The sequence below is a fragment of the Streptomyces cinnamoneus genome (assembly GCF_014650495.1).
GTDB classification, from domain to species: Bacteria; Actinomycetota; Actinomycetes; order Streptomycetales; family Streptomycetaceae; genus Streptomyces; species Streptomyces cinnamoneus.
The window spans coordinates 1-22,960 of sequence record NZ_BMVB01000030.1 but is presented as its reverse complement, the minus strand read 5'-3'; the positions used below and the strand labels follow the sequence as shown (position 1 = coordinate 22,960).

Genomic DNA, 22,960 nt, shown 5'->3' with positions numbered 1-22,960 from the left:
GACTTCCGGGGTGACCTTGCCCACACGGAGCGTGAGAAGGGAGCCGTGTGCGGGCGGAAGTCCCCAGATCATCCACGGTACGCCGGGTTTCCCGGCGTGCCGATCGCGCGAAGGTGTGGTCAAGCTCTCGGGTGGTGCCGGGCCCTTGTGAAGCCGTTTCTTTGTGGAGTCCCTACGAACGGGTGACGGAAAGTTTGCGTGCAGTCCCGGACCGTAGGGCCCCGTATCCATGGGCTTACCCGCCAGTAGCGCTGCTGATGTCCACCGCGTTCTGGAACGCGGCCGCCTCCGCCGCCACCCGGCGCAGCGTTTCGGCCACGTCCCGGCCGTGGCGGTGGAAGTCCTCCAGCGGCAGCGCGGCGGAGACGGCCGTGAGCGCTCCGGCCGTCGGTACGGGCACGGCCACGCACGCCACGCCGGGCGCGCACTCCTCCACTTCCACGGCCACCCCCTCGCGGCGCACCCGGCGCAACTGGGCGTCCAGTCGCTGCGGGGAGGTGATGGTGCGCGGGGTGATCGCCCGCATCCCGGATGCCGCCAGATAGCGCAGCCGGGCGGCCCGCGGCAGGGCCGAGAGGAGGACCTTGCCGTGGGCGGTGGCGTGCCCGTCGTCGTCCCGGCCGAGCGTGAAGCCGCCGGTGGCCGGGTGGGTGGTGGTCGCCGCGGCGAGCACGGCGATGCCGCCATCGCGGTAGGTGCTGAAGTAGGTGTCCACGCCCACGGCCCGGCGTGTCTGCTGCAGCAGCTCCTGCACCTCGCCGCTCATCCGCATCTGCCGCCGGAAGGCGTCGTGCAGGGCCGGCACCCGGTAGCCCAGGACGTAGCCGGCGGGCGTACGGACCACGTGGCCGCGGGCGGCGAGGGTGCCCAGCAGCTCGTAGACGGTGGACAGGCCGCAGCCCAGCTGCCGGGCGAGCGCCTTGGCGGGGACCGGCCCGTCGGACGCGGCGACGGCGTCCAGGACGTCCAGGGCGCGGTCGACGGACTGCGGCATGACGGACCTCTCTCGCGGTTGTTCGAGCAGTGTGCAGCGGTAGGTGAAGGGGCAGTATTTAAAGGGAAGTTATGGGAAATGTACGGGTTCCGGGCAGGTGGCGAAAACCGCTCGACCGGGGGAGGCGGGGGTGACCGAAATACCCTGACATCGTTGATGAAGTCATGATCAAGCGCATTGCTGCCGCTGCGGCCCTGGCCGGGGCCGCACTGTCCCTGTCCTCGGCCGCCACCGCCTCCGCCTCGCCCGTCGCGCCGACGCCGGTCGCGCCGCCGCCCTCGTCGAGCGCGGGCCCCGTCAAGGTCACCGCCCCGCCGAAGGACGCCCCCGCGAAGGCCGCCAAGCCGGGCCCGGGGAAGACGGCCCCGGCGAAGGCGACCCCGGGCAGGACGGCGCCCGCGAAGACCGGGCCCGCGAAGCCCGGGCCTTCGAAGACCGGGCCGGCGAAGGTCGCTCCCGCCAAGGGGGCGCCGGCCAAGGCTGCGCACGCGAAGAGCGCTCCCGCCAAGGCTGCCAAGGCTGCGCACGCGAAGGGCGCGCACGCCAAGAGCGCCCCCGCCAAGGCCGCGCACGCCGTTCAGGGCCAGTCCGGTCCGCAGCCGCCGAAGGGCATGCCGGACGCGCCGATCGCCCCGGACATCGCGCCGCCGCAGGACCAGAGCCTGCACCCCGGCATCGTCAACGGGCTGCGCAAGCTCGACCAGCTGAACCAGCTGAAGCAGGTCCCCGCCGCGCTGCCGCTCTAGGCTCCGCCCGACGTCACGCCCACAGGTCGGTGATGCCGACCCCCAGCTCGGCGAGCAGCTCGCGCAGCAGCGGCAGCGACAGGCCGATCACATTGCCGGGGTCGCCGTCGATGCCCTGGACGAACGGTGCGGAGCGGCCGTCGAGGGTGAAGGCGCCCGCGACGTGCAGCGGCTCGCCGGAGGCCACGTAGGCGGCGATCTCGGCGTCCGACGGCTCGCCGAAGCGGACGGTGGTGGAGGCGGTCGCCGAGGCCCGGCGGCCGGTGGCGGTGTCGACGACGCAGTGCCCGGTGCGCAGGACACCGGAGCGGCCGCGCATCGACTTCCAGCGGGCCGTCGCCTCCTCGGCGTCGGCCGGCTTGCCGAGCGCCAGGCCGTCCAGCTCCAGCACCGAGTCGCAGCCGACGACCAGCGCCCCGGCCGCCGCGTCCTGGCCGGCGACGGCGGCGGCCTTCGCCTCGGCGAGGACCAGGGCCAGCTCGGCGGGGGTCGGGGCGTCGAGCGCGTCCTCGTCGACTCCGCTGACGATCACCTCGGGAGCCAGCCCGGCCTGGCGCAGCAGGCCGAGGCGGGCGGGGGACTGGGAGGCGAGGACGAGGCGGCGGCGCGCGGTGCTGTCGGTCATACGGGCCAGCCTACGGGCGGCACGGGGCGTCACTTGTCGAGCACGGCCCGCATGACCTTCTTGGCGATCGGCCCGGCGAGCCGGCCGCCGGAGATCTCGTCGTCCGGCACGCTGTCGTCCGGGTCGACCATCACGGCGACGGCGACGGGGGAGCCGTCGGAGGTCTTGGCGTAGGAGATGAACCAGGCCAGGTTCTTCTGGTCCTTGCCGCGCTCGGCGGTGCCGGTCTTGCCGCCGACGGTGACGCCGTCGATGAGCGCGGCCTTGCCGGTGCCCTTGGTGGCGGTGTCCTCCATCATCCGCTGGATCTTCCGCGCGAGCTCGGGCGAGACCGCCTGGGACATCTGCTCCGGCTCGTGCTTCTCGATCGTCGACAGGTCCGGGCCGCGCAGCTCCTCGACCATGTAGGGCTTCATCAGCTTGCCGTCGTTGGCGATGGCGGCGGTCATCATGGCGACCTGCAGGGGGGTGGCGGTGAGGCTGCCCTGGCCGATGCCGGCCATCGCGGTCTGGGACTTGTTGATGTCCTTGGGGAACGTGCTCTTGCTGGCCCGCACCGGCACGAAGTACTCCTGGTTGAACCCGAACTTCTCGGCCGTCCCGCGCAGCTTGTCCTTGCCGAGGTCGGAGCCGACCTTGCCGTAGACGGTGTTGCAGGAGTTCTGCATGGCGACGTTGAGCGAGGCGTTCTTGCAGGGGGCGTTGGGGTTCTGGTTGGGCAGCCGGGTCACCGTGCCGGGCATGATCCACGGGTCGGGGGAGTCGGTGCTCGCGTCGACGTCCGTGTAGAGGCCGTTCTCCAGGGCCGCGGCCGCCGTCACGATCTTGAACGTGGAGCCGGGCGGGTAGGTCTCCCGCAGTGCCCGGTTGTTCATCGGCTTGTCCGGGTCCTTCTGCAGCGCCTCCCAGGCGGCCTGGTCCTTCTTGGTGTTCCCCGCGAAGACGGACGGGTCGTACGAGGGCGTGGAGGCGGCCGCGAGGATCCGGCCGGTGCGCGGGTCGAGGGCGACGACGGCGCCCTTCCGGTCGCCCAGGCCCTCGTAGGCGGCCTTCTGGGCCTTCGGGTCGATGGTCGTCACCACGTCGCCGCCCCGGGGCTTCTTGCCGGTCAGCATGTCCGTCGGGTGCTGCAGGAGGAGCCGGTCGTCGGCGCCGCCGAGCAGCTTGTCGTTGACGCCTTCGAGGTAGGAGCTGCCGAAGCTCTGCGAGGAGAAGCCCGTGACGGGGGCGTACATCGCGCCGTCGGTGAAGGTCCGCTTGTACTTCAGGTCGCCGTCCGTCGCCGTGGAGCCGGTGACGGGCCGGCCGCCGACGATGATGTTGCCGCGCGGCTGCGAGAAGCCGGCGATGGCCACCCGGCGGTTCTTCTCGTGGCCGGCCAGCTCGTCGCCGCGGACGAACTGCACCCACGTGGCCTGCATCAGCAGGGAGAGGATCAGCGCCCCGGTGAATATCGCTATTCGTCGTACGGGTTTGTTCATGATGAGACGGACTCCCGCGGTTCTCCCCGTTCACGGCATATCACTGGGCATGACGCGAATAGGGCGAATGCGGTTGCAGAAGGGGCAAACCTATGAGGCGCCTGTGACCCCGGCCGTCCCGGCCGCCCCGCTCAGCCCGTCCCCAGCAGCAGGAACAGCAGCACCATTCCCACCGCCAGCACGATCCCGGCCCGCCGGAGCATGGCTTGCGCCTCGCGCAGTTCCTCGGGCGGTTCATCGGACGGGTCGGACCAGAGCATGGCCCCCATGGTCCGGCCGGAACGCGCGTGGCGCCTGAGTACGCGTACTCAGGCGCCACGCGCAAAACGGGAACGACGGGTGCTTCCGGGGCTCAGGAGGGCCAGTAGGTGGTGCGCCACGAGCGCGGCCCCGGGGCCGGGACGCGCCGGGCCGCGACCAGCCGCTCGGGGCTGGACCACTCCGGCCGGTCGGGCTCGGACGGCGCGGCGGCCGCCCCCGCCGCCGCGCGGGCCTGGACCACCGCCAGGGCGGCGGCCAGCTCCTCGGGGGTCGGGTTGCCCCGTACGACCTTGATCACGACGGCTTCCCTTTCTGTTGCCTGGTGCTGTTGCCCGGTCGGGCACGACCTGATCGGGCCCGACCGGATAGGGCCTGACCTGATCGGGCCTGAGAGGTGCGTCCCTACAGGGGAATGTTCCCGTGCTTCTTGGGCGGCAGAACCTCACGCTTGTCCCGCAGCGTCCGCAGCCCGCGCACGATGTGCCGGCGCGTCTCCGACGGCATGATCACCGCATCGACGTAGCCGCGCTCGGCCGCGGCGTACGGGTTGAGCAGCGCGTCCTCGTAGTCCGCGATCAGCTGCGCCCGCAGTTCCTCCTGCGCCTCGGGCGTCTCCGCGGCCGCGAGGGAACGGCGGTGCAGGATGTTGACCGCACCCTGCGCGCCCATGACCGCGATCTGAGCGGTCGGCCAGGCCAGGTTGAGGTCCGCGCCCAGGTGCTTGGAGCCCATCACGTCGTACGCGCCGCCGAACGCCTTGCGCGTGATGACCGTGATCAGCGGGACCGTCGCCTCGGCGTAGGCGTAGATCAGCTTGGCGCCGCGCCGGATGATGCCGTTGTACTCCTGGTCGGTGCCCGGCAGGAAGCCGGGGACGTCCACGAACGTCAGCACCGGGACGTTGAAGGCGTCGCAGGTGCGCACGAAGCGCGCGGCCTTCTCGCTGGCGTTGATGTCCAGGCAGCCGGCGAACTGCATCGGCTGGTTGGCGACGATGCCCACCGGGTGGCCCTCGACCCGGCCGAAGCCCGTGATGATGTTCGGTGCGAAGAGCGCCTGGGTCTCCAGGAACTCGCCGTCGTCCAGGACGTGCTCGATCACCGTGTGCATGTCGTAGGGCTGGTTCGCCGAGTCCGGGATCAGCACGTCCAGCTCGCGGTCGGCGTCCGAGACCTCCAGGTCCGCCTCCTCGGGGAAGGCCGGCGGCTCGGAGAGGTTGTTCGACGGCAGGTACGACAGCAGCGCCTTGACGAAGTCGATGGCGTCCTTCTCGTCGCCCGCCATGTGGTGCGCCACGCCCGAGGTGGTGTTGTGCGTCCGGGCGCCGCCCAGCTCCTCGAAGCCGACGTCCTCGCCCGTGACCGTCTTGATGACGTCGGGGCCGGTGATGAACATGTGCGAGGTCTGATCGACCATCACCGTGAAGTCCGTGATCGCCGGGGAGTAGACCGCACCGCCCGCGCACGGCCCGACGATCAGGGAGATCTGGGGGATCACGCCCGACCCGTGGACGTTTCGACGGAAGATCTCGGCGAACAGTCCGAGCGCGACCACGCCCTCCTGGATCCGCGCCCCGCCGCCGTCGTTGATGCCGATGACCGGGCAGCCCGTCTTGAGGGCGAAGTCCATCACCTTGACGATCTTCTCGCCGTACACCTCGCCGAGCGAACCGCCGAAGATGGTGAAGTCCTGCGAGTACACGCAGACCGTCCGGCCGTCGACCGTGCCGTAGCCGGTGACGACGCCGTCCCCGTAGGGGCGGTTGGCCTCGATGCCGAAGTTGGTCGAGCGGTGCCGGGCGAACTCGTCGAGCTCGACGAACGAGCCCTCGTCCAGCAGCAGATCGATCCGCTCGCGCGCCGTCAGCTTCCCTTTGGCGTGCTGCTTCTCCACCGCACGCGCGGAGCCCGCGTGCGTCGCCTCCTCGATCCGGCGCTGCAGATCCGCGAGCTTGCCGGCGGTGGTGTGGATGTCGAATCCAGAGGTGTGCGGCTCGGACACGGGATACGGCTCCTGCTCGTCCAGAGGTGTGGGTGAGTTCGGGCTGACCGGGTGCTACCGGTCCGTAGCGTATCCGCGTGGCTGCGCTGCGGCAGTGCGTCGTTGGCCACACCGATTCCTCCTCGTCCGCCTCCTATGGTGGCTGTTATGACGCCCCCTGACGCCCCTGACTCCCCTGGTTCCCCCGACCCCGCGAACCGCTGGTCCAACCTGGACCGGCCCCCGCTGAACGTCACCGCCCTGCGGCGCGGACTGCTGCGCCCCGGCGCGCTGTGGACCTCCGTCGACGTGGTGCAGCGGACCGGCTCCACCAACTCCGACCTCGTCGCCTCCGGCGGCGCCGAGGGTGCCGTGCTCGTCGCCGAGGAGCAGTCCGCCGGCCGCGGCCGCCTCGACCGCACCTGGTCCGCACCGCCCCGCTCCGGCCTCTTCTTCTCCGTCCGCCTCACCCCCGGCCCCGGCGTGCCCGTCGGACGCTGGGGCTGGCTCCCCCTCCTCGCCGGCGTCGCCACCGCCACCGCGCTCTCCCGCGCCGCCGGCGTCGACACCGCCCTGAAGTGGCCCAACGACCTGCTCGTCACCGTCGACGGGCAGGAGCGCAAGGCCGGTGGCATCCTCGCCGAGCGCGCCGGGGACAGCGTCGTGGTCGGCATCGGCCTCAACGTCTCGCTGCGCGCCGACGAGCTGCCCGTGCCGGGAGCCGGATCGCTCGCGCTCGCCGGGGCGGGGGTCCTCGACCGCGACCCGCTGCTGCGGGCCGTGCTGCGCTCGCTGGAGGAGTGGTACGGCGAGTGGCGCGCCGCCGGCGGCGACCCCGCGGCCTGCCGCCTGCAGGAGGCGTACACCGCGGGCTGCGCCACCCTCGGCCGGACCGTGCGCGCCGAACTGCCGGGCGGCCGGGAGCTCGTCGGCGAGGCCGTGGCCGTCGACGGCGACGGACGGCTGGTGCTGGCGACGGCCGACGGGGTGCAGGAGCCGGTCGGAGCGGGTGACATCGTCCATTTGCGGCCGGCAGGGTCGTAAACGTCGTAAAGAGTGAGTGCCGTGTCGTTGGGAGAGTGAGCTACGGCACACCTGACGTATCGTTGTGCGCGGAACCTAAGCGAGCAGTGATCGGCAGGGCAGTGCGCACGGATCGGACAGGGGGCGGGCGGTGACCGCCGACGATGGGGGCATCTCCCGTGCCGTCAGGGCCACGGGGGAGGACGGTGCCGCAGGCGCAGCCTCCGAGGAGGACTTCGGCGAGGAGAACGGCGAGGAGGGCGGCGACCCCCTCGCCCTCCGGCTCGAAGCCCTGATCCTGGGAGCCGAGCGGCGCTACACCCCGTTCCAGGCCGCCCGCGCGGCCGGCGTCTCCATGGACCTGGCCGCCCGCTTCTGGCGTGCCATGGGCTTCGCCGACATCGGCCAGGCCAGGGCGCTGACCGAGGCCGACGTGCTGGCGCTGCGGCGCCTGGCCGGCCTGGTCGAGGCGGGACTGCTCAGCGAGCCCATGGCCGTCCAGGTCGCCCGCTCGACCGGGCAGACCACGGCCCGGCTCGCCGACTGGCAGATCGACTCCTTCCTGGAGGGCCTGACCGAGCCTCAGGAAGGCATGAGCCGCACGGAGATCACCTATCCGCTGGTCGAGCTGCTCCTGCCGGAGCTGGAGGAGTTCCTCATCTACGTCTGGCGGCGCCAGCTGGCCGCCGCCACCGGCCGTGTCGTCCAGGCGGCCGACGACGCGGAGATGGTCGACCGGCGCCTCGCCGTCGGCTTCGCGGACCTCGTCGGCTTCACCCGGCTGACGCGCCGCCTGGAGGAGGAGGAGCTCGGCGAGCTGGTCGAGGCGTTCGAGACCACGGCCGCCGACCTCGTGGCCGCCCACGGGGGCCGCCTGATCAAGACCTTGGGCGACGAGGTCCTGTACGCGGCCGACGACGCGGGCACCGCCGCCGAGATCGGCCTGCGGCTCATCGAGACCCTCACCAACGACGAGACCATGCCCGAACTGCGGGTCGGCATCGCCTTCGGGACGGTCACGACCCGCATGGGCGACGTCTTCGGCACGACCGTCAACCTCGCCAGCCGGCTGACGTCGATAGCGCCGAAGGACGCCGTGCTGGTGGACGGCGCCCTCGCGGAGGAACTGGCCCGCGCCGGGGACGCCCCCAAGTCGGAGGCGGAGGCCGCGGCGGCCCAGGAGGCGGGCGAGGAGCACCCCGAGTACCGCTTCGCACTCCAGCCGATGTGGCAGCGGCCGGTACGGGGCCTGGGCGTGGTGGAGCCCTGGCTCCTCACCCGCCGCGGCGACTGACCGGCGCCCTGCGGGGCGCACGGCTCTGGTCCCGCGCCCCGGGTCCCGGCATGATCAGTGCCCACAGCCGGACATGGATCAGTCGCAGATCAGGAGGGCAAACGTGAGTGAGCGCCGCTTCGGGGAATGGATCGCCATCCGCAGGCACGGCCACGTGGCCGAGCTCGTACTGGACCGCCCCAAGGCCATGAACGCCGTCTCCACCGAACTCGGCCGCGGCGTCACCGAGGCCACCGCCGCCCTCGCCGCCGACCGCGACGTCCGGGCCGTCGTCCTGACGTCCACGAACGACCGCGCGTTCTGCGTGGGCGCGGACCTGAAGGAGCGCAACTCCTTCAGCGACGACGACCTGCGCCGCCAGCGCCCCTACGCCCGCGCCTGCTACACCGGCGTGCTCGAACTCCCCGTGCCCGCCATCGCCGCCGTGCAGGGCTTCGCCCTGGGAGGTGGCTTCGAGCTCGCCCTGTCCTGCGACCTGATCGTCGCCGACAGCACCGCCGTCGTCGGCCTCCCCGAGGTCTCGGTGGGCGTGATCCCCGGGGGTGGCGGCACCCAGCTGCTGCCCCGCCGCGTCGGAGCCGCCCGCGCGGCCGAGCTGATCTTCACCGCGCGGCGCGTGGAGGCGGCCGAGGCCCGCGAGTTGGGGCTCGTCGACGTGCTGGTGGATGCCGGGCAGGCCCGTACCGAGGCGCTGGCACTGGCCGGACGGATCGCGGGCAACTCGCCGGTCGGCGTGCGCGCCGCGAAGCGGGCCCTGCGGCTGGGGCACGGGCTGGACCTGCGGGCGGGCCTGGAGGTGGAGGACGCGGCGTGGCGCACGGCGGCCTTCTCCGGCGACCGGGCGGAAGGCGTGGCGGCCTTCAACGAGAAGCGGACGCCGGACTGGCCGGGCGAGTGAGCGGCTCCCGCGGCCGGGCCCGCTCCGGGCGCCGGCTCCGGGAGCCGTTCCGTCGGCCAAGTGTGCATAAAGGTTCTTATAAAGCGGAATGAGCCCAACGTTCTTAGGCTGGAGTGCAGAACCTGCGCACCGTGACGGAATGTGAGGCTCGGGTGGCAGCTGACGGGGAGCGCGACGACCGCCTGCGCGCCGTGGTGGAGCTGGCGCAGGCGATGGCCGCCGCGCCCACCCCCCTCGAAAGCGTCGAGGCCGCCGCGGAGGGCGCGCGACGCGCGCTGGGCGCCGCGTTCGCCGCCGTCTCGGTGTGGGAGCGCGAGCGCGGACGGCTGCGGGTGCTCGTCAACGCCGGGGAGCTGGCCCCCGGAGAGGAACGTTTCCCCGGCGATGAGTCCTACCCCGTGCACGCCTTTCCGGAGATTGCCGGGGTCCTGCAGGAGGAGGGGGCGGGGGGCTCGCCGTGCGCGTGGGTGGAGACGGCGGACGCCCCCGGACAGGAGGCGCACCGCCGGCGTGCGGCCGGCCTGCGGCGGCGCGGGCGGGGGTGCTGCATCGTCGCCCCGATCGTCCTGCACGGCCGCGCCTGGGGCGAGTTGTACGTGGCGCGCCCCGTCGGGTCGCCGGTCTTCGGTCGCGCGGACGCGGAGTTCGCGACGGTGCTGGCGGCGGTGACCGCGTCGGGGATCGCCCAGACCGAGCGGCTGGAAGAGGCGCGGCGGCTGGCGTTCACCGATCCGCTGACGGGGCTGGCGAACCGTCGGGCCGTCGACGCGCGACTCGACGAGGCCGTGGAACGACACCAGTTGGACGGTGTCGTCGTGAGCCTGGTGGTGTGCGACCTCAACGGGCTCAAGCGCGTCAACGACACCTTGGGGCACGCGGTGGGCGACCGGCTGCTGGAACGTTTCAGCTCGGTGCTGTCGCTGTGCGGGGCGATGCTGCCGGGGGCGTTGGCGGCGCGGCTGGGCGGTGACGAGTTCTGTCTGCTGATGGTGGGGCCGGAGGCGGACGAGGTGGTGCGGGTGGCCGGTGAGCTGTGCCGGCGGGCCGGGGAGCTGGAACTGGGGGAGGGGGTCGCGTGCGGGGTCGCGTCGACCGGCGACCCGATCGGGCCGGTGCGCTCGGCCCGGCGGCTGTTCCGGCTGGCGGACGCGGCGCAGTACCGGGCGAAGGGGGCGCGGTCGGCGGAGCCGGTGGTTGCGGGGCGGGAGGGGGGCAGGGGGCGGCCGGATCCGGTGGTGCGGATGGCGGACCGGCCGCCGGCGCCCACGGCCGGGCCCGGGGGCGCGGTGGAACGGCGGCGGTTCCGGGGCCGCGGGGGGTCCGGCTGAGGAAGATCGTCGGGCCTGGCGGAGGAAGGTCATCGGGCCCGGTGGAGGAAGGTCGTCGGGCCTTTGTTCGTTGTACTGGAAAAAGGGGTGGTGACAGGTCGCGATTCAGTCTCTAGGGTGCCTGAATATGGATATGCACACTGTGGTGGTGGGGACGACCGGGACGACCGCGGATGATGTGATCGCCGTGGCGCGCAAGGGAGCGCGCGTCGTCGTGTCCGAGGAAGCCCTGGCCGCCGTCGCCGCAGCCCGGCAGGTCATCGACGACCTGGCCGCCAAGCCCGACCCCGTCTACGGCGTCTCGACCGGATTCGGTGCCCTCGCCACGCGCCACATCAGCCCCGAGCTGCGCGCCCGCCTCCAGCGCAACATCGTCCGCTCGCACGCCGCCGGCATGGGTCCGCGCGTCGAGCGGGAGGTCGTACGGGCGCTGATGTTCCTGCGCCTGAAGACGCTCGCCTCCGGCCACACGGGCGTCAGGCCCCTGGTCGTGGAGACGATGGCCGCCGTCCTGAACGCCGGCATCACCCCCGTCGTGCACGAGTACGGCTCGCTGGGCTGCTCCGGCGACCTCGCGCCGCTCTCGCACTGTGCGCTGACCCTGATGGGAGAGGGCGACGCGGAGGGCCCCGACGGCGTGGTGCGCCCGGCCGCCCAGCTGCTGGCCGAGCACCGCATCGAGCCCCTTGAGCTGCGGGAGAAGGAGGGCCTGGCCCTCCTCAACGGCACCGACGGCATGCTCGGCATGCTCGTGATGGCCTGCGCCGACCTGTCCCGGCTGATGACCTCGGCGGACATCACGGCCGCGCTCTCGCTGGAGGCGCTGCTGGGCTCGGAGAAGGTCCTGGCGCCGGAGCTCCACGCCATCCGTCCGCACCCGGGCCAGGGGGTCTCCGCGGCCAACATGCTCGCGGTCCTGGAGGGCTCCGGCCTCACCGGGCACCACCAGGACGACGCGCCGCGGGTGCAGGACGCGTACTCGATCCGCTGTGCGCCGCAGGTCGCGGGCGCCGGGCGGGACACCCTCGCGCACGCGCGGCTGGTCGCCGACCGCGAGCTGGCGTCGGCCGTCGACAACCCGGTCGTGCTCCGGGACGGCCGCGTCGAGTCCAACGGCAACTTCCATGGTGCGCCGGTGGCCTACGTCCTTGATTTCCTTGCGATCGCGGCTGCCGACCTTGCTTCCATTGCCGAGCGCCGGACCGACCGACTGCTCGACAAGGACCGCTCGCACGGGCTGCCGCCGTTCCTGGCGGGCGACGCGGGCGTGGACTCCGGGCTGATGATCGCCCAGTACACGCAGGCCGCCCTGGTCAGCGAGATGAAGCGGCTGGCCGTGCCCGCGTCCGTGGACTCGATCCCGTCCTCCGCGATGCAGGAGGACCACGTCTCCATGGGCTGGTCGTCGGCGCGCAAGCTGCGCACGGCCCTTGAGGCGCTCGGCCGGGTCGTGGCCGTGGAGCTGGTCGCCGCCACCCGCGCCATCGAGCTGCGGGAGGGTCTGACGCCGGGCCCGGCCACGCAGGCGGTGCTCAAGGCCGTCCGCGAGGCGGGCGTGGAGGGTCCGGGCGAGGACCGCTTCCTGGCGCCCGACCTGGCCGCGGCCGACGCGTTCGTACGGGCCGGGAAGCTGGTCGAGGCCGTCGAGACGGTGACCGGACCGCTCGGCTGACCCTGCGTTACCGAGCCGCTGTGCGCTGTTTGCGCACAGCGGCGGTGACGAGCGCGCCGCCCGCGGCGACGAAGGCCACGCCGCCGAAGACGTACGGGGTGGTGTCGACGCTGCCGGTGTCCGCCAGGGCCAGCTCGGCGGCGGGGGCGGGCGTCTGACGGGCCTGCTGCCGGTCGGCCGGGGCCGGGCGGTCCGCCGAGGCGTTGGCGCTCGGCACGAACCACACCGCACACAACAGCGTGCCGGCGGCGACGGCGGTCAGCAGCGGGCGGCGTGCGGTCACGGGAGAATCCCCCTTGGGGCGACGGCGATTGGGGGTCGTGGAGCTTCGGCGCGTCCCGACTGACACGATGTTAGTGACAGGGGCGGCCCCTGGGGAAGTCGCGTGCGCCACCCGCTCCTCTAGCAGGGCTTCCGCCCTTGAGCAAGACCCTCGTTGCGGCGTCTGCCGTCCGGGGGTCTTTACTTGTCGTGGCCTTCCCCACAATTTTCCGAAGCGTGGAACGGGAGAAAGGGTGCAGGCGTTCTTGTATGTAGTAGCCGGGATGCGTGCAACCCCACGAGCCCCATGATCGGCTCGGGGATTCCGGGGTCCAGGAGCAATGGAGAAGCGTGTGATGACGTACGGCAAGCGCCGCAAGGGCCTGGTGGCCGCGGCCGCTGTGCTCGGCGGTGTACTGACTCTGGCGGCGTGCGGCGGCGACGACGACGGCGCCAAGGGCGGCGACGACGGCAAGGGCAAGAAGTCGCAGGGCCAGGTCGACGCCGCGGCGGCCAAGGACGCGTCCAAGGCGCAGATCAAGATCACGCCGAAGAGCGGTGTCGCCGACGCCGGTATCACCACGGACGCCGTTCAGGTCACCGTCAGTGACGGCGAGCTCGTGAGCGTCAAGATGACGACGGACAAGGGCACCCCCGTCGAGGGTTCAATATCTTCGGACAAGAAGACCTGGAAGCCGAACAAGCAGCTCGAACGTTCGACGAAGTACAAGGTCATCGCCGAGGCCAAGGACGACAAGGGCCGCAAGGCCACCGAGAACTCCGCCTTCTCCACCGTTTCGCCCAAGAACAGCTTCATCGGCTCCTTCAACCCGGAGGACGGCTCGACGGTCGGCGCGGGCATGCCCGTGTCGATCAACTTCGACAAGCCGATCAAGGACCGCAAGGCCGTCCAGTCCCACCTGCAGGTCACCTCCAGCAGCGGCCAGCAGGTCGTCGGTCACTGGTTCAGCGACCAGCGCCTGGACTTCCGCCCGCAGGAGTACTGGAAGTCCGGTTCCGAGGTCACCCTGAAGATGGATCTCGACGGCGTCGAGGGCGCCCCGGGCATCAAGGGCGTCCAGAAGAAGACGATCAACTTCAAGATCGGGCACTCCCAGGTCTCCACGGTCGACGCCAAGACCCACCAGATGACGGTGGTGCGCGACGGCAAGACCATCAAGACCATCCCGATCTCGGCCGGCAGCCCGTCGAACCCGACGTACAACGGCAAGATGGTGATCTCCGAGAAGTTCACGGAGACCCGGATGGACGGCTCGACCGTCGGCTTCTCGAAGGCGGACGGCAAGGGCGAGTACGACATCAAGGACGTGCCGCACGCCATGCGCCTGTCCACGTCCGGCACGTTCATCCACGGCAACTACTGGGGCAGCGGCGTCTTCGGCGTCTCCAACACCAGCCACGGCTGCGTGGGCCTGGAGGACAAGCAGGGCGCGAACGACCCGAACACCCCGGGCGCCTGGTTCTACGCCAACTCGCTGATCGGTGACGTCGTCGAGGTCAAGAACTCCGACGACAAGACCATCGCCCCCGACAACGGCCTCAACGGCTGGAACATGGACTGGGCGAAGTGGGTGGCCGGCAGCGCGACCGGCTCCTGACGCCCTGACGCCAGGTCGTCCCTGACGGCCGGGTCCGACGCCCGTCACCGGGCGTCCGTCACCTGACGAAGGCCCCCTCGGCACACCGCCGAGGGGGCCTTCGGCTGTCTGCCCGGGGCGTCGGCCGGCCTGCCCGCCACTCTCGGTGTTCGAAGCATGCCTGCAGGTCAGCGCAGGGATTTTCGGGCGTGCGCGAGAATGGCCTCCCGCCCCGTACCGGGGTGGCCCCCCCACGTTCGAAGGACCACCACTGTGCAGACGCCCGCGCAGCCCGAGCCGCCGCTGCAGACCGTGGAGGCCGCCGTGCGCGGCCTGCGGGGCCTGCACGGCGACGCGCTCGACGACGCCGTCTACGCGGCCGCATCCGCCCTGGCCGCCGCCCCCGCCGGCTGGGAGGCCATCAGCGGTGCGGTGCTGCGGATCGCCTCGGCGACCGTACGCCGCTGCTGGGAGTACGGCTGGCAGCCCGCGGACGTCGTACGGCTCGCCCGGCGGGACCTGACGCCCGCCGAGACGCGCTTCACCGTCGGCGTCATCGCCGCGGAGGCGCGCCGCTACGCACCGGACACGCTCGGCGCCCGCTGGGCCGCGCAGCTCACCGAGCTGGACGCGCAGGCGTGGTGGGAGGAGGACGCCGGCGGCGACCAGGCGTTCCTCGGCGGCTTCGGGCGGCGCGAGCGGCTGACCCGCTTCGAGACGGCCGCCTGCGCGCTCGGCGCGCTGCGGCTGCTGGACTCGCTCCCGCGCATCGGCGGCGCCGGCCCGCTCCCCGGCACCGCCCACGTCGGCGCGCAGGCCACGGCCGCCCCGCCCCGCATGCTCGGCCGGATCCGGGCGTTGCTGGCCAAGGCCGAGTCGACGCAGTTCCCGGAGGAGGCGGAGGCCCTCTCCGCGAAGGCGCAGGAGCTCATGGCCCGGCACTCCATCGACGAGGCGCTGCTGGCCGCCGGCTCCGACGGCGCCGGCGAGGGGCCGGGCGCCTGGCGGATCGGCGTCGAGGGCCCGTACGAATCGGCCAAGGCGCTGCTCCTGGACGCGGTGGCCGCGGCCAACCACTGCCAGTCGGTCTGGTCGGCCGAGTACGGCTTCTCCACGGTCGTCGGCTTCGACGCCGACCTGGAGCTGGTGGAGCTGCTCTACACGTCCCTGCTGGTGCAGGCCACCTCGGCGATGAACCGTGCCGCCGACGACCACCACGCCAGCGGCCGCTCGCGCCGCACGCGCGACTTCCGGGAGTCGTTCCTGATCGCCTACGCGGGCCGGATCAGCGACCGGCTCTCGGCGGCCGTGCAGGACGTGGCGGCGGCGGAGGCCCGGCCGGAGGTCCTGCCGGTGCTCGCCGCACGGGACGTGGCGGTCGGCGAGACGGCCGGACGGATGTTCCCCGAGACGACCTCGTACCGCCTCAAGGGGCGCGACGCGGAGGGCTGGGCACAGGGCCGCGAGGCCGCGGACTCGGCCCGCCTGTCCGGCCGCCCCTCCGCCGGGAGGCGGGCGTGAGGTAGGTGGGTGGCGGGGCCTCGGCTTGCCGCCGGGGAGCGGGCGTGAAGTGGGTGCCTGGAGGCACCCCGCCCCCCCGGGCGGACGTGGACTACGCGCCGGGAGGCACCCTGACCTCCCGTCGGGGAGCAGGTGTGCAGTAGGTGCCCGGCGGCACCCCGACCCCCGGGCGGACGTGGGCTACGCGCCCGGTGGCCCCCGGGCCGCCCGTCGGGGAGCAGGTGTGCAGTAGGTGCCCGGCGGTACCCCGACCCCCCGGGCGGACGTGGGCTACGCGCCCGGTGGCCCCCCGGACCCCCGCCGGGGAGCAGGCGTGAAGTACGCGCCCGGCGGCACCCCGACCCCCCGCCGGAACGCCGCCACGAACGCGCTCGGCGAGCCGTAACCCACCCGCCGGGCCACGGCCGAGACCGTCGCGCCTCCGGCCAGCAGCGGCATCGCCGCCTCCAGTCGCAGCTGGGTGCGCCACCGCGCGAAGGACATGCCCGTACCGGCCGCGAACGCACGCGCCAGCGTGCGGGCGCTCGCGCCCACCACCGCGCCCCACTGCGCGAGCGTCCGCCCGTCCGCCGGGTCGGCGCGCAGGGCCTCCGCCACGCGGCGGGCCCGGGCGTCGGCGGGCAGCGGGGCCCGGACGGTCGTCACGGACACGGGACGGAGCTGGTCGAGGACGACCGCCTCGGCGCGCCGGCGAGCAGCGGCATCGGGACCGCCCTGTGCGAGGTCCTGCGAGAGGTGGCCGATGAGCTCGCGCAACAGCCCCGGCACCGGCACGACGCACGGCGCCGGCCACGTGTGCGGGCACTGCTCCGGCCGGAAGTAGAGGCTGCGCATCAGGGCGGCGCAGGTCGCGCCGGTGGCGTGCGGGGTGCCTGCAGGGATCCACAGGGCGACGGTCGAGGGCAGGACCCACGTGCGGCCGGCGGCCCGCACGGCCAGCACGCCGTGCGGGGCCCAGGCGAGCTGGTGGAAGCCGTGCTCGTGCTCGTCGAACCACTCGTCGTCGGCGAGCGCGAAGGTGCCGACGGCGATGGCGCTGCCGGCGGGGGCGACGACGTGGGCGGCGCCCGTCACGGGTTGCGGGGCGTGCGGGGTGTGCGGGGCGTTCGGGGCGTCCTCGCCGGGCGTCGGGTGTCCGTCTCGCGACATGGGTTGGCCTCCTGGCCCGTATACGACATCCACGCCCGGTTCCTAGCCTCGCCGTATGCCGATGAATCTCATCCACCGACGTCTGTGCAGTTCCCGGAAGTGGGCCCGGGCGGTCGAGGAACAGCTGCTGCCCTGGGCCCTGGAGGACGTGTCCCTCGGGCCCGACGCCCTGGAGATCGGGCCCGGTTACGGGGCCACGACGCGCGTACTGCTGCCACGGGTGCGGCACTTGAGCGTCGTGGAGGCCGATGCGTCGTACGTGACGGGCCTGCGCCGGGAGTTCGGCGACCGCGCCGAGGTCCTGCACGGCGACGGTGCCGCGCTGCCCCTGCCCGACGGGCGCTTCGACTCCGTCGCCTGCTTCACGATGCTGCACCACGTGCCCTCGCCACGGCTGCAGGACGTGCTCTTCGCCGAGGCGCGGCGGGTGCTGCGCCCGGGCGGGGTCTTCGCCGGGTGCGACGCGCTGAGCAGCTGGAGCTTCCGGCTGATCCACCTCGGCGACACGTGCGTGCCCGTGCCGCCGGCGACGCTGGCGGCACGGCTGCGGGCCGCGGGGTTCGGGGAGGCGGAGGTCACCGTGGGGAAGGGCAGCTTCCGCTTCCGGGCGGTGCGCGGGGGGTAGGCGGGGCGGTGGCGGTGGCAGGGGCAGGCGCTGGGGCGGGGGTCAGGAGGGACCGGCGGCCTCGTCCGCCTCGGCGGCCTCCAGCCAGGCGGCGACCTGGTGCGGCGCCCCGCACCACTCGCCCGTGAAGGGGCCGCTGTCCTTCCCGCGGGGGCGCCGGTCCGTGCAGCGGAAGGAGACGAGGAGGTCCGCGGCGGCGCGCCACGTGCACTCCGCGTCGCCGAGGAGCCCGCGCACGGCGACGAGCGCCTCGACGCTGTGCACGTGGCGGGCGCAGAACCACGCCTCGACCGCCGCCATGCCCCCGTTCCCGTGCTCGTCGCGGAGGATGTCCGTGATGGGGGCGAAGGCCACGGCGAGCCGTGCGTACAACCCCTGCTCGGCGGGGTGGAAGACGGGGGCGAGGGCGACGGCCAGGCGGGTCAAGCAGGCGGCCTCCGGCACGGGGAAGCCGGGATGGTCCTTGCGGAACTCGGGCCAGTCGGCCTGGGACGCCGCCGCCAGGACCTGCACGAGGTGGAACTCCGATCCCTCGCCGTACTCCTCCGAGGTGAGGAGCACGCGCCGCAGCAACTCGTAGGGGAGCCGGCAGTTCTCGGCGAGGAGGACCGCGTCGTAGAGGTCCTTGGCCTCCGGGTGCATGTCCGTCATCAGCCACAGGAGCTTCCAGGCGAGGGAGAGCTCGGGGCCGGCGGTCATGAGGACGGCCGGTTCGCCGCCGTCGTGGCGGGGGATTGCGGTGCGCACGGACAGGGCGGGAAGGGTTTCGTTGAAGACGAAGTCCAGCTGGACGCTGCCGGAGGGCAGGGCGTCCGGCCCGTCGGCCGGTGCGGTCCAGGGGAGCACGAGACGGCGGCCCGGTACCCGGTCGTACGTCCAGATCTCGCCGCTGACCGCGCCCGAGGCGTCGATGAGCACGCCGCCCCCGGCACGCGAGAGGTCCTCGGCGGCGCGTGCGATGTCGTCGAGCAGGGCGTCGGTGCGTTCGTCCTCCAGGGCCCAGGTGGAGGGCACCACCACGAAGTCCAGGTCGCCGGGCTCGCGCGCGGCGTCCCCGTACCACGCCTTCAGCAGCACGCTGCCGCGCAGCACGAGATGGCCGGCCCACCCGGAGCCGGCGACGGCCGCGAGGGCGAGGTCGAGGGCCCGGCGCCGGGCAGAGAGCCACGCTTCGCCGGTACGGGCACTCGCGAACTGCGGCTCGGTGAGCCGCATGCCCCGCATGTGGTGATTGACGGCAGGGTCGTAGGCCGCGCGCTGGACGACGCCCTCGCCGACCACCGGCAGCAGGGTCGGCGGCAGGTCCTTGGCCAGGCGGGTGGCCTCGTCGGGCGGCGACTGGGGGACGACCGCCGTGTCGTCCCAGGGGCCGTAGCCGAACTGCTCCCACGGTGTGGCCGTCATGCGTCTCTCCCTTGCTCGGTGATCCAGCCCGCGTCGAGCGATCCGTCGCTGTCGTGGACGACGAACTCGCGCTCGGCGGAGATGATGTCGTGGCCGCCGTCCTCCACGGCCGCCACCAGCGCGTCCAGCCGCACCCCGGCGGTCCGCCGGCCGACCGCGCGGCACCGTTGCGTCACGAACCGCTCGGCACGCCCGTCGGCCCGCACCCGGCGGGCGTTGCGCGAGAGGTGGGCGGTGTGGGCGGAGGCGAGCCGGGCGAGCGCGGTGAGGTCGGCGCCGGGCGGGAGCAGCAGCTTGAGGTGGTGCTCGAAGTAGTAGCTCTCCCCGAGCGCTGCGGCGGCCTCGTCGCTCTCGGGCACCCCGAGGGCCCACGGCACCGCCTCGACCTTCACCCGCACCACCTCGGCCCCCGCGTCCTGCAGCCCGCGCACGACGCCGTCGACGGCCTCGCGGACGTCGGGCAGCGGTCCGGAGGAGCGGAGCGTGACCATCGGCTGGCTGGGCGTACGCCCGCGGTCGAGCAGGATGTGCGTGAACTTCGCACCGCACGCCGCGGCGTACCGCTCGGCGAGCGGGGCGTCACCGGCCGGGACGGTGATGTGGGCTTCGAAGTCACCGCTGAAGGCGGGGGCGGGGGCGGGGGCGGGGACGGTGGCGGTACGGGCCGGGGGGCTGGATGTCACCGGCAGATGATGTCAGCCGTGTCGACGGCCCGGAGGCCCGGAGGCCCGGAGGCCCGGAGGCCCGGCGGCCCGGAAGCGCGGCGGCCAGGGCGTTGACCAGAAACGATCTTCCCGGTGGACGGGCGAGCCGAAATGATCACCGTCGGGCGCCCACCGACCACTCGGCTCACAAGGGAGAAACCCCATCATGCGCATCGTGCGCTCCACCGCCCTCGGCGTGGCCGCTCTCGGCATCGCCGCCGCCGGTGTCCTGTCCACGACCGGTACGGCCGTCGCCGGGCAGAACGGACAGCAGATCCATTTCAAGGACACCAGGAAGAAGGTGGCATCGATCTGGATCTACGGATCGAACCAGAACGGCCAGAACGTCGGCCTGTGCTGGCAGACGCCGACGGCCGACACGTACGTGCGCGGACACTGGTGGAAGGGCGTTGTCGACGTCAAGCTCTTCGGCAACAGGCACTGTGACGAGGCGGGCCGCGGATTGATCACCATCCTGCACCCCAACATCCGTCGCGTGAACGACGACAGCGACTGGCAGACCGTCCGCTACTGACCGCGCGGTCCGTGGCCGAATGACCGCTTGCCCGGACATTCCGCATCGACGAGGCTCGCCGTCGTGCCCGCGCCGTGGCGCGGGCCGATCCGCCCGAGTACGCATCTCCACGAAACGGAGTGGCATGAAACTCAAGGCGAGACTCGTAGCCCCGGTCGCAGCCTGCGCGTTCGTCGCGACGGGCATGCTCGGCGCCGGCGCGGCGCAGGCGGCCGTGCCCGTCGTGCCCGTCGCGGCCGGCCCGGCGGCGCACGTCGCGCAGGGCGTCGCGCAGCTCTCCCTGCAGCAGTTGACCGAGCTGGTCACCCTGCGGGTGCACCTGGAGTACCCGAACGCCAAGCTCATGCTGGCGGACGGCAGCGCACCCGGTGGCAGGACCCAGGACGTCTCGAAGGTCACGGACTGGCGGTTCGTCTTCAACACTGCCGACCGCCAGTCGGCCGTCAAGTCGGTGCAGGTCAAAGCGACTCTGAACGGCGAGGTGGGTCCGCTGACCACCTACCGGGCGCCGTGGGGAGGGGTCGCGGCCATCGACGGGCCGACGTACCTGAGCCCCGCCCAGGCGTACGACATCCTCAAGCGGGCCGGGCACGGCGACGCCTACCAGTACGTGTCGCTGGTCAAGCCCCTCGTGGCGAAGCCGCACCTGCAGTACCACTTCTCCAACATCCGTGGTGGCTGTGACGGATACGCGGTGAACGTCGACGATCAGGTCGTCAACCCGATCTGCGGCTGACCCCCGCCTCCTGCGGATGCGGGGACAGCAACCAATGCCCCCGCATCCGCACCGGCCCGAGTCCGTGCCGGCCCGAGTCCGTACCGGCCTGAGTCCGTACCGGCCCGAGTCCGTACTCGCCGCGTCCGTACTCGCCGCTTCCGGTCACGCCCCGCCGGGGACCAGGTGCTTGGCGCCCCAGGCCCCCAGCGGGGCGAGTGCTTCGCCGAGTTCGCAGCCGATCGGCGTCAGGGAGTACTCGACGCGCGGCGGCACCTCGTCGTAGACCTCGCGGTGGACAATGCCGTCGGCCTCCAGCTCGCGCAGCTGCGCGGCCAGGACCTTCTCGGTGACGCCGGGAATCAGACGGCGCAGCTCGCCGAACCGGTGGGGCCCCTGCTCCAGGACCCACAGGATGAGCACCTTCCACTTGCCGCCGACGACCTCCATCGCCGCGTCGATCCCGCAGTGGGCCGCGCCGGGCCTGCCGCTCGTCGCCATCCTCGCTCCTCCCCCTCTGACCAGCACGCTCACCCCGGGGTAAGTACCCACCTCGAAGTGCGTACTTGATCAACTATCGGTCCCGCCCAAGGCTAAGGGCATGACGAACGCGCACAAGAACACCCGCATCGCCCTCCTCGGACTCGGAGCCATGGGCACCGCCCTCGCCCGCGCCTGGCTGGCCGCCGGCCGGCCCCTGACCGTCTGGAACCGCACCCCCGCCAAGGCCGAGGCCCTAGCCGCCGAAGGCGCCGGGACCGCCGCGAGCCCCGCCGAGGCCGTCGCCGCGGCCGACCTGGTCGTGCTGTGCCTGCTCGACGGCGCCACGGTCGACGCCGTCCTGGACGGCGTCGACCTCACCGGCAAGGACGTGATCGACCTGACCACCGGCACCCCGGCGGCGGCCCGGGAACGGGCGGCATGGGCCGGCGCCCGCGGGGCCCGGTTCCTGGACGGCGGGATCATGGCCGTCCCGCCGATGATCGGGGCCGCCGGATCCGGCGCGTACGTCCTCTACAGCGGCTCCCGCGAGCTGTACGACGCCCACCGCGCGACCCTGGAGGTCCCGGCGGGCGCGCGCTTCGTGGGCACGGACGCGGGTTACGCGGCCCTGCACGACGTGGCACTGCTGTGCGGCATGTACGGCCTCTTCGCCGGGATGATGCAGGCCACCGCCCTGGTCGAGGGAGAAGGCATCGACCGCGCCGCCTTCACCCCGCTGCTCACCGAGTGGCTCGGCGCCATGACCGCAGCCCACGCGGCGGGCGCTTCGGCCGGCGCCGACTCCAACCTCGCCATGCAGGTGGCGGGCACCGCGACCCTCCTGCGCACGGCCCAGGACCAGGGGGTCAGCGCCGAACTGGTCCTGCCGTACTTCCGCTTGATGGAACGCCGCCTCGCCCAGGGCACCGGCGACGGCCTGGACGACACGGCGGGCATGCTCGCGCTGCTGCGGCGGTAGGTCAGCGGTAGGTCGGAGGGACGTGCCACGGGGCCCGAGGCCCGCTCGACCGTGCCGGGATCGGCGTGGCGGCCCGTGGACAGGGCGAAAGCGCACCCCCGGGGTGGGCCGCCGCAGCAACGTGGATGGGTGGTGGGCCGGTGTCGTCCATGGCGATCGCACCTTGGACGGGCTGGTGTGTGATCCGGTTTTGCGCCGGTCGGGCGCTGCGGCGGGGTGGTGCGAGCTAGCCGCCGGGGGCTTGCGCCTGTGTGGGGCCATGGCTCATTGCGACGATGAGGTGGGGTGGACCGGCGCTTGGGGTCGGCCGTTGTCCCCTGCGAGCCCGGCCTGCCTCGAATCGGCAGGGAGGGAGGTGATGAGGGGTGGTGCTCCTCGACCTGCAAGTCATGAACCTTGCGGAAGGACACGAGGCCCGGCTGACGTTCGGTGCCAGCATCGGCAACAGTGACATAAGCCTGTTGCTCTGCCACGACGAGGACTAGCTGCACAGGGGGTGGGGGCATCGGTGTGGTGCCCCCACCGGGCGGTTCCAACGGATGGTTCCGGTGCCGCGGCGGCAGGAACTGGGCGCGCAGGGTGGGTGACGCCGGGGCCGAAACGCCCGCTAGGGCGTGTCCGCAAAGTCAGGGCAGCCATAGCCGTAGGCAGGCGAGGGTGACTATGGCCTGGTAGTGGCTCGCG

The 22,960-nt window shown here is 72.8% G+C and carries 24 protein-coding genes; 13 read left to right on the top strand and 11 right to left on the bottom strand.

The window, feature by feature from the left end; translation table 11 throughout:
• Positions 1-235 precede the first annotated feature (235 nt).
• On the bottom strand, positions 236-994 hold the full coding sequence (locus tag IE182_RS28160) for an IclR family transcriptional regulator (protein WP_190112788.1): 759 nt from the start codon (positions 992-994) through the stop codon (positions 236-238).
• Positions 995-1,158: 164 nt separating this feature from the next.
• On the opposite strand from IE182_RS28160, the gene IE182_RS28155 reads away from it, so the two are divergent.
• Entirely contained in the window at positions 1,159-1,740 is a 582-nt protein-coding gene (locus IE182_RS28155) for a hypothetical protein (RefSeq protein WP_190112787.1), read from the top strand.
• Positions 1,741-1,753: 13 nt separating this feature from the next.
• Here the strand turns inward: IE182_RS28155 and IE182_RS28150 are convergent, their stop codons facing one another.
• From IE182_RS28150 to IE182_RS28135, 5 genes are all read right to left on the bottom strand, one after another.
• Positions 1,754-2,365 (bottom strand): nucleoside triphosphate pyrophosphatase, encoded by a 612-nt coding sequence (locus IE182_RS28150; protein WP_190112786.1) that lies wholly within the window; start codon positions 2,363-2,365, stop codon positions 1,754-1,756.
• Positions 2,366-2,394: 29 nt separating this feature from the next.
• Positions 2,395-3,846 (bottom strand): peptidoglycan D,D-transpeptidase FtsI family protein, encoded by a 1,452-nt coding sequence (locus IE182_RS28145; RefSeq protein WP_190112785.1) that lies wholly within the window; start codon positions 3,844-3,846, stop codon positions 2,395-2,397.
• A gap of 131 nt (positions 3,847-3,977) precedes the next feature.
• Positions 3,978-4,106, bottom strand: coding sequence for a morphogenic membrane protein MmpB (gene mmpB / locus IE182_RS32560; protein ID WP_263868884.1), 129 nt, complete (start codon positions 4,104-4,106; stop codon positions 3,978-3,980).
• A 92-nt stretch (positions 4,107-4,198) separates the two neighbouring features.
• Entirely contained in the window at positions 4,199-4,405 is a 207-nt protein-coding gene (locus IE182_RS28140; protein WP_190112784.1) for an acyl-CoA carboxylase epsilon subunit, read from the bottom strand.
• A 104-nt stretch (positions 4,406-4,509) separates the two neighbouring features.
• Complete coding sequence (locus IE182_RS28135; RefSeq protein WP_190112783.1) at positions 4,510-6,108, bottom strand: acyl-CoA carboxylase subunit beta; 1,599 nt, start codon at positions 6,106-6,108, stop codon at positions 4,510-4,512.
• Between the two features lie 147 nt (positions 6,109-6,255).
• Here IE182_RS28135 and IE182_RS28130 point away from each other — a divergent pair, with 147 nt between their 5' ends.
• From IE182_RS28130 to hutH, 5 genes are all read left to right on the top strand, one after another.
• Positions 6,256-7,131 (top strand): biotin--[acetyl-CoA-carboxylase] ligase, encoded by an 876-nt coding sequence (locus tag IE182_RS28130; protein ID WP_190112782.1) that lies wholly within the window; start codon positions 6,256-6,258, stop codon positions 7,129-7,131.
• A 130-nt stretch (positions 7,132-7,261) separates the two neighbouring features.
• Positions 7,262-8,404 (top strand): adenylate/guanylate cyclase domain-containing protein, encoded by a 1,143-nt coding sequence (locus IE182_RS28125; protein ID WP_190112781.1) that lies wholly within the window; start codon positions 7,262-7,264, stop codon positions 8,402-8,404.
• 103 nt (positions 8,405-8,507) lie between these two features.
• On the top strand, positions 8,508-9,302 hold the full coding sequence (locus IE182_RS28120) for an enoyl-CoA hydratase/isomerase family protein (RefSeq protein WP_190112780.1): 795 nt from the start codon (positions 8,508-8,510) through the stop codon (positions 9,300-9,302).
• Between the two features lie 212 nt (positions 9,303-9,514).
• Positions 9,515-10,630, top strand: a complete 1,116-nt coding sequence (locus IE182_RS28115) for a sensor domain-containing diguanylate cyclase (protein ID WP_190112819.1) — start codon at positions 9,515-9,517, stop codon at positions 10,628-10,630.
• A 133-nt stretch (positions 10,631-10,763) separates the two neighbouring features.
• A complete protein-coding gene (gene hutH / locus IE182_RS28110; protein ID WP_190112818.1) occupies positions 10,764-12,302 on the top strand; it encodes a histidine ammonia-lyase in 1,539 nt (512 codons plus the stop codon).
• Between the two features lie 7 nt (positions 12,303-12,309).
• Here hutH and IE182_RS28105 read toward each other — a convergent pair whose 3' ends face one another.
• Positions 12,310-12,585, bottom strand: coding sequence for a hypothetical protein (locus IE182_RS28105; RefSeq protein ID WP_190112779.1), 276 nt, complete (start codon positions 12,583-12,585; stop codon positions 12,310-12,312).
• A gap of 319 nt (positions 12,586-12,904) precedes the next feature.
• Here IE182_RS28105 and IE182_RS28100 point away from each other — a divergent pair, with 319 nt between their 5' ends.
• Both IE182_RS28100 and IE182_RS28095 read left to right on the top strand, forming a co-directional pair.
• Positions 12,905-14,182 (top strand): L,D-transpeptidase, encoded by a 1,278-nt coding sequence (locus IE182_RS28100; protein ID WP_190112778.1) that lies wholly within the window; start codon positions 12,905-12,907, stop codon positions 14,180-14,182.
• A 303-nt stretch (positions 14,183-14,485) separates the two neighbouring features.
• Complete coding sequence (locus IE182_RS28095; RefSeq protein WP_373303631.1) at positions 14,486-15,682, top strand: DUF2786 domain-containing protein; 1,197 nt, start codon at positions 14,486-14,488, stop codon at positions 15,680-15,682.
• A gap of 270 nt (positions 15,683-15,952) precedes the next feature.
• Here the strand turns inward: IE182_RS28095 and IE182_RS28090 are convergent, their stop codons facing one another.
• The gene (locus IE182_RS28090; protein ID WP_190112776.1) at positions 15,953-16,831 is read right to left on the bottom strand and encodes a helix-turn-helix domain-containing protein; all 879 of its coding nucleotides are present in this window, start codon (positions 16,829-16,831) and stop codon (positions 15,953-15,955) included.
• Between the two features lie 55 nt (positions 16,832-16,886).
• On the opposite strand from IE182_RS28090, the gene IE182_RS28085 reads away from it, so the two are divergent.
• On the top strand, positions 16,887-17,456 hold the full coding sequence (locus IE182_RS28085) for a class I SAM-dependent methyltransferase (protein WP_190112775.1): 570 nt from the start codon (positions 16,887-16,889) through the stop codon (positions 17,454-17,456).
• 42 nt (positions 17,457-17,498) lie between these two features.
• Here IE182_RS28085 and IE182_RS28080 read toward each other — a convergent pair whose 3' ends face one another.
• Both IE182_RS28080 and IE182_RS28075 read right to left on the bottom strand, forming a co-directional pair.
• A complete protein-coding gene (locus IE182_RS28080; RefSeq protein WP_190112774.1) occupies positions 17,499-18,860 on the bottom strand; it encodes a nucleotidyl transferase AbiEii/AbiGii toxin family protein in 1,362 nt (453 codons plus the stop codon).
• Positions 18,857-19,543: a hypothetical protein gene (locus tag IE182_RS28075; protein WP_229845181.1), complete on the bottom strand. Its 687-nt coding sequence runs from the start codon at positions 19,541-19,543 to the stop codon at positions 18,857-18,859. Before IE182_RS28075 ends, IE182_RS28080 begins: the two co-directional genes overlap by 4 nt.
• A gap of 187 nt (positions 19,544-19,730) precedes the next feature.
• On the opposite strand from IE182_RS28075, the gene IE182_RS28070 reads away from it, so the two are divergent.
• A complete protein-coding gene (locus tag IE182_RS28070; RefSeq protein WP_190112773.1) occupies positions 19,731-20,099 on the top strand; it encodes a hypothetical protein in 369 nt (122 codons plus the stop codon).
• Positions 20,100-20,223: 124 nt separating this feature from the next.
• On the top strand, positions 20,224-20,835 hold the full coding sequence (locus IE182_RS28065) for a hypothetical protein (RefSeq protein ID WP_190112772.1): 612 nt from the start codon (positions 20,224-20,226) through the stop codon (positions 20,833-20,835).
• Positions 20,836-20,979: 144 nt separating this feature from the next.
• Here the strand turns inward: IE182_RS28065 and IE182_RS28060 are convergent, their stop codons facing one another.
• Complete coding sequence (locus IE182_RS28060; RefSeq protein ID WP_190112771.1) at positions 20,980-21,315, bottom strand: winged helix-turn-helix transcriptional regulator; 336 nt, start codon at positions 21,313-21,315, stop codon at positions 20,980-20,982.
• A gap of 100 nt (positions 21,316-21,415) precedes the next feature.
• Here IE182_RS28060 and IE182_RS28055 point away from each other — a divergent pair, with 100 nt between their 5' ends.
• Positions 21,416-22,276, top strand: a complete 861-nt coding sequence (locus IE182_RS28055; RefSeq protein WP_190112770.1) for an NAD(P)-binding domain-containing protein — start codon at positions 21,416-21,418, stop codon at positions 22,274-22,276.
• 365 nt (positions 22,277-22,641) lie between these two features.
• A complete protein-coding gene (locus tag IE182_RS28050; protein WP_190112769.1) occupies positions 22,642-22,761 on the top strand; it encodes a SapB/AmfS family lanthipeptide in 120 nt (39 codons plus the stop codon).
• Positions 22,762-22,960: the final 199 nt, after the last annotated feature.